3 protein-coding genes and 1 pseudogene are annotated in these 5,865 nt (G+C 66.6%); all 4 read left to right on the top strand.

Going from position 1 to position 5,865, the window contains the following annotated elements:
* Window positions 1–1,449, top strand: a 1,449-nt coding sequence (locus tag ACOJVU_RS16495) for an MmgE/PrpD family protein (protein WP_421530752.1), incomplete at its 5' end; no start/stop codon positions are given.
* A 139-nt stretch (window positions 1,450–1,588) separates the two neighbouring features.
* Window positions 1,589–3,340, top strand: a complete 1,752-nt coding sequence (locus ACOJVU_RS16500) for a DUF3556 domain-containing protein (RefSeq protein WP_421530753.1) — start codon at window positions 1,589–1,591, stop codon at window positions 3,338–3,340.
* A gap of 194 nt (window positions 3,341–3,534) precedes the next feature.
* Entirely contained in the window at window positions 3,535–4,758 is a 1,224-nt protein-coding gene (locus ACOJVU_RS16505) for a hypothetical protein (protein ID WP_421530754.1), read from the top strand.
* Between the two features lie 600 nt (window positions 4,759–5,358).
* Window positions 5,359–5,865 (top strand): annotated as a pseudogene (locus ACOJVU_RS16510) (hypothetical protein); the annotation flags it as partial.

Raw genomic sequence — 5,865 nt, forward strand, 5'->3', positions numbered from 1 at the left:
CACCTGGCTGCCAAGATCGCCGACGTCGCCACCGACCCGGTTCCCGTCGAGCCGGACGTCGCGGAGATGGTGGCGAACCGGATCATCGACAACGCCGGGGTCAGTGCCGCGGCGGTGCTGCACCGGCCCGTCACCGTGGCCCGCCGGCAGGCGCTGGCCCACCGCCGCGCGCGCGGGGCGTGCGTGTTCGGTGTGGACGGCACCTATTCGGCCGAATGGGCGGCGTGGGCCAACGGGGTAGCGGTACGCGAGTTGGACTTTCACGACACCTTTCTGGCCGCCGAATATGCCCATCCGGGCGACAGCATCCCCCCGCTGGTGGCCGTCGCGCAGCAACTCGGGGTGTGCGGCGCCGACCTGATCCGCGGGCTGGCCACCGCGTACGAAATCCACGTCGATTTGGCCCGCGGGATCTGCTTGCACGAGCACAAGATCGACCACGTCGCCCACCTGGGCCCCGCGGTTGCCGCCGGGCTCGGGACCATGCTGCGCCTGGACCCCGAGACCATCTATCAGGCGATCGGGCAGGCCGTGCACCTGAGCACCAGCACCCGCCAGTCCCGCAAGGGCATGATCTCGAGCTGGAAGGCCTTCGCACCGGCGCACGCCGGAAAGGTCGCCGTCGAAGCCGTCGACCGGGCGATGCGCGGCGAGGGATCCCCGGCGCCGATCTGGGAGGGCGAGGACGGGGTCATCGCCGGTCTGCTCGGCGGCCCGGACTGCGAATACCGGGTGCCGCTGCCGGCGCCCGGCGAGCCCAAACGCGCCATCCTGGACAGCTACACCAAGGAGCATGCGGCGGAGTACCAGAGCCAGGCACCGATCGACCTGGCCCGACGGCTGCGCGGCCGGCTCGGCGACCTCCGCCGGATCGCGAGCATCGTGCTGCACACCAGCCACCACACCCACGTCGTGATCGGGACCGGCTCCGGGGACCCGCAGAAGTTCGACCCGGACGCGTCGCGGGAAACGCTCGACCACTCGCTGCCCTACATCTTCGCCGTCGCGTTGCAGGACGGCAGCTGGCACCACGAACGCTCGTATGCTCCCGAGCGCGCCCACCGGCCCGACACCGTGGAGCTGTGGCGCAAGATCTCCACCGCCGAGGACCCGGACTGGACGCGTCGCTATCACGCGATCGATCCGGCCGAGCGGGCCTTCGGGGCGCGCGCGGAGGTGACGCTGACAAGCGGCGAGGTGATCGTCGACGAGCTGGCGGTGGCCGACGCGCATCCGCTGGGCGCCCGGCCGTTCGGCCGCGGGGAGTACGTAGAGAAATTCACCGAACTCGCCGCCGGCGTCGTGGAAGCCGCTGAGCAGCAACGGTTCCTGAACACGGTGGAATCCTTGTCAGACCTGCGGACCGCAGAGTTGCGTGCGCTCAACGTGGCGGTCGATCTGCGGGTGCTGGACGCTGCGCCGGTGACACCGCCGGGACTCTTCGGATAACCGTCGAGTGTGAACTCAGGGCGGCGACACCCTGCCTGAATTCAAGCCGGGCAGCATCGCCGTGAGCTCACACTCGACGGAAAAATCTTTGCCCGAACATGAGCGCATCAGCCTAGAACACGTTCTAATCTGTGAAACCATGGGATTTCTCAAGCCCGACCTGCCGCAGATCGACATTGCCGAGTGGAGCAAGGGCACCCGCAGCGAGAAGATCCGTCCGATGGCCCGGCACTGGGCCGAGGTGGGCTTCGGCACGCCTGTCGTCCTGCATTTGTTCTACGTGGTCAAGATCCTGCTCTACATCCTGTTCGGATGGCTTTTCGCGTTGGCCACCAACGGTATCCACGGGTTCACCGGTGTCGGGTCGTGGTGGTCGGAGCCGATCGTGTTCGAGAAAATCGTGCTCTACACGATGCTGTTCGAGGTGATCGGTCTGGGCTGCGGGTTCGGGCCGCTCAACAACAGGTTCTTCCCGCCGATGGGCTCGATCCTGTACTGGATGCGCTTCGGCACCATCCGGCTGCCACCCTGGCCGGACCGGGTGCCGGGCACCAGGGGCACCAAGCGCACCCCACTGGACGTCGCGCTGTATGGGCTGCTGCTGGTGGTGACGCTGGGGGCGCTGCTCTCCGACGGCACCGGCCCGGTACCGGAACTGGGCACCACCGTCGGGTTGCTGCCTACCTGGGAGATCGTGCTGATACTGCTGCTGCTCGGGGTGCTCGGCCTGCGCGACAAGGTGATTTTTTTGGCCGCCCGCGGCGAGGTCTATGCCAGCCTGGCGGTGACCTTCCTGTTCGGCGGGGTCGACATGATCGTTGCCGCCAAGCTGGTGTTCCTGGTGATCTGGATGGGCGCGGCGACCTCCAAGCTCAACAAGCACTTCCCGTTCGTGATCTCCACGATGATGTCCAACAATCCGTTGGTGCGGCCCCGCTGGCTCAAACGCCGCTTCTTCGAGAAGTTCCCGGAAGACTTGCGGCCCGGCTGGATGTCGCGGTGGCTCGCGCACCTGAGCACGGCCGTCGAGATGCTGGTGCCGCTGGTGCTGTTCTTCTCCCACGGCGGCAAGCCGACCATGGTGGCCGCGATCGTGATGGTGTGTTTTCACCTGGGCATCCTGGTGTCGATCCCGATGGGGGTGCCGCTGGAGTGGAACGTCTTCATGATCTTCGGGGTGCTGTCGCTGTTCGTCGCGTACGCCCGGCTGGGACTCACCGACGTGCGACACCCGGTACCGGTGGCGATCCTGTTCGCCGTCGTCGCGGGGACCGTCGCGCTGGGCAACGTGTTTCCCCGCAAGATCTCGTTTCTGCCGGGCATGCGGTATTACGCCGGCAACTGGGACACCACGCTGTGGTGCATCAAGGAATCCGCGAACGACAAGATCAGCCGGGGCGTCGTGGCGATCGCCGGCATGCCGCAGGCCCAGCTGGAGCGGTTCTACGGCAGCCCGGAGGCGGCGCAGATCCCGATCTACATGGGGTATGCGTTCCGCGGCTTCAACACTCACGGCCGGGCGCTGTTCACCCTGGCCCACCGCGCGATGGCCGGCCACAACGAGGACGACTATGTGATCACCGACGGCGAGCGGATCTGCAGCACCGCGATCGGCTGGAACTTCGGCGACGGCCACATGCACAACGAGCAGCTGATCGCCGCCTTGCAGCAGCGCTGCCACTTCGCTCCGGGGGAGGTGCGTGTCGTCCTGCTCGACGCGCAGCCGATCCACCGGCAGACCCAGCAGTACCGCCTGGTCGACGCGGCGACCGGTGAGTTCGAGCGCGGGTTCGTCAAGGTCGCCGACATGGTGACCCGCCAGCCCTGGGCCGACGACGTCCCGGTTCAGGTGTACTCGGACGACGTGCACTCGGATGGGGCGCCGGGTTGACGCCGCCGGGTCGGCCTGTTGTTGCTGTGCGTCCGGGCGGCGCGCCGCCACAGGGGCGTCACCTCGCGGGTTGTCGCGCACCGCGCAACGCGGTGTATGCGTGACTTGTGCTGGGCGTCGCCGCAATTCAGGAAGCGCACCGTTGAACACGTGTCGTTCGCGGTGCTGTGCTGCGGCAGTGCCATCATACTGTGATGTCAGTGATGTCAGCCTTGAAGATCAGTCGAGTGGTCACTGAGCCGGGGTCATCGGACTCCGCGATGCGCATGAGGCCGTATCTGGCGGCGGGTGTCGCGGTTGTGGGTGCCGGCCTGATCGCGGTCAATCCGGTCGCGCCGATCATCGCCGCCGACATCTCGGAACCCGCGGTGCGGCTCACCGGCGCGGCGGCCGCCTCGATCGGCGAATTCACCATCAACATCGCGGCCGCGCTGCCCGGCGCGCTGGACATGGGCGACGCGTCCACCGCGGCGGCCTCGATTCCCCCGGCGGTCAACCCGATCGTCGAATGGCTCAACGTGTTCAGTGGCGCGTTCACCAATGTGGACGAGATCGCCACGCAGTGGCTCGCCGACCCGTTCCCGATCCTGTTGCAGATGTTCAGCAACCAGATCGGGTTCGCCAATGACGCGGGCAGCAACCTGCAGACTCTGGCCGCCGACATCGACACCGTGCTCACCCGGCAGTTGCCGGCGAACTTTGAAACGTTGTTCGCGGGTATCCAGGCGGGGGACGCCAGTCAATCGGTGTACACCTTCAGCCAGGCCCTGCTGGCTGATCTTGCCCCGCTGCAGACTCCGTTGTCGAACCTTGCGAACATTCCCGGCGAGATGTTGACGAATCTGGGAAATGCGGTTGACCAGATCCCCGACATCCTGGTGTCGATGCTCGGTGATGTCTTCACTGCGATATTGGCCGGGGCGCAGGGAGCGGTCTACGGGCTGCAGTTGGCGCTGGATGCGGCGATCGTCGGGCAGTTTGACACCGCGCTCGTCGACCTGCTGAACGTGCCCGCCATGACCGTCGGAGGTTTCCTCAACGGCGTGACCGTACCCAGTGACGTCCCGGGGCTGCTGACGTGGTCCGACGCGCCGGGAAATACCTCCGGGCTGCTCAATGACCTGGTGAACGTTTGGCCGCGCGTCTACGTCGTGCCCGCGCTGAGCGGTGGCGACACGGCGGCCACCCTGAGCGGGGACCTCAACCAGCTGGGCAACCTGATCTTCGGCAACCTCAGCGCCGCTCTGGGTTTGGATCCCGCCGCATTCGATCCGGCCGCGTTCAGCGCGGCGTTCGACCCGGCCGCGCTGTCGATGTCCTTCGACCCGGCCGCGGTCACCGACATCGGCTCGGTGCTGGCCGCCGACCTGGCGCCCAACCTGAGCACCATCGCGCTGGACCTGCTCTCGCTGTTCTGAGTTTTCGCCCCCTGCGGGCAGTCTTTCCGTGGCCACTCCCGCGGACAGGCTGCCCGCTCGGCGTTGCCGATCCTGTTGACGCGCAGCCGAATACGCTTCGCCGACTCGACGTCTCCGGCGACGCGACGGCGCGCAGGGTGGTCGCAGCGGGCTGCCCGAAACCGCGTCGACGGCCGAATGGTCACGCGTCCGCTCCGGTCGTCCGCTCCGGTCGTCCGCTCCGGTCGTCCGCTCCGGTCGTCGAAGTGGTTTGCCTGCCGCGGGGAGCCGTTCGCCGACTCATCGAGGTGCGACGGCTCGAGGTGCGACGGGAAGCAAACCCCAGGTCGTCCTCGACTCCGCCGCGGTTTGCCGTAAAACCGCGTAAAACGGCAACCGCCAGCAAACCAACTACACGGTGACATCGGTGTGACGAAGGGATCACAACTATTTGCCGACGGTCACAACTCGGCATCTCGGTAGCTTCTCCCTGATGTTTCCGCAGGCCGCCGAGTCTTCGAAGTTATTCCACATATGCCTTGTTTGTGATACTACTCTCAGGTAATGTCCTGCGCGACGCAGTGATTCGCGTCATAGTCGACACCTAGCAAAGGAGAAACCGTGGCACCAACCTTGAGTGTCGGACAACACGGAGAGGTTGCCGAGTCGAGGTCATCGCTCTCGGCGGCCCGGATGAGGCCGTACCTTGCCGCCGGCGTGGCGGTTGTGGGTGCCAGCCTGATCGCGGTCAATCCGGTCGCGCCGACCATCGCCACCGACATCCAGGAACGCGCGGTGCGGCTCACCGGATCGGTGGCCGCCTCGATCGGCGAGGTCACCACCAACATCGCGACGACCTTGCCCGGGTCGCTGGACATGGGCGACCTGAGCGCCGCGGCGACCTCGATTCCTCCGGCCGTCAACCCGATCATCGAATGGTTGAACGTGTTCCAGACGGCGGGCTCCAACTTGCAGGGCATCGCCGATACCTGGCTCTCTGACCCGTTCCCGGTCCTGGCGCAGGTCGCCAGCAACCAGATCGGCTTCGCCGACACCCTGGGCAGCAATCTGCAGGAGCTCGGCAATGACGGCTACAAGCTGCTGACCCAGACGCTGCCGCCGCAGATC

The organism is Mycobacterium sp. THU-M104 (assembly GCF_049197365.1).
GTDB lineage: Bacteria > Actinomycetota > Actinomycetes > Mycobacteriales > Mycobacteriaceae > Mycobacterium.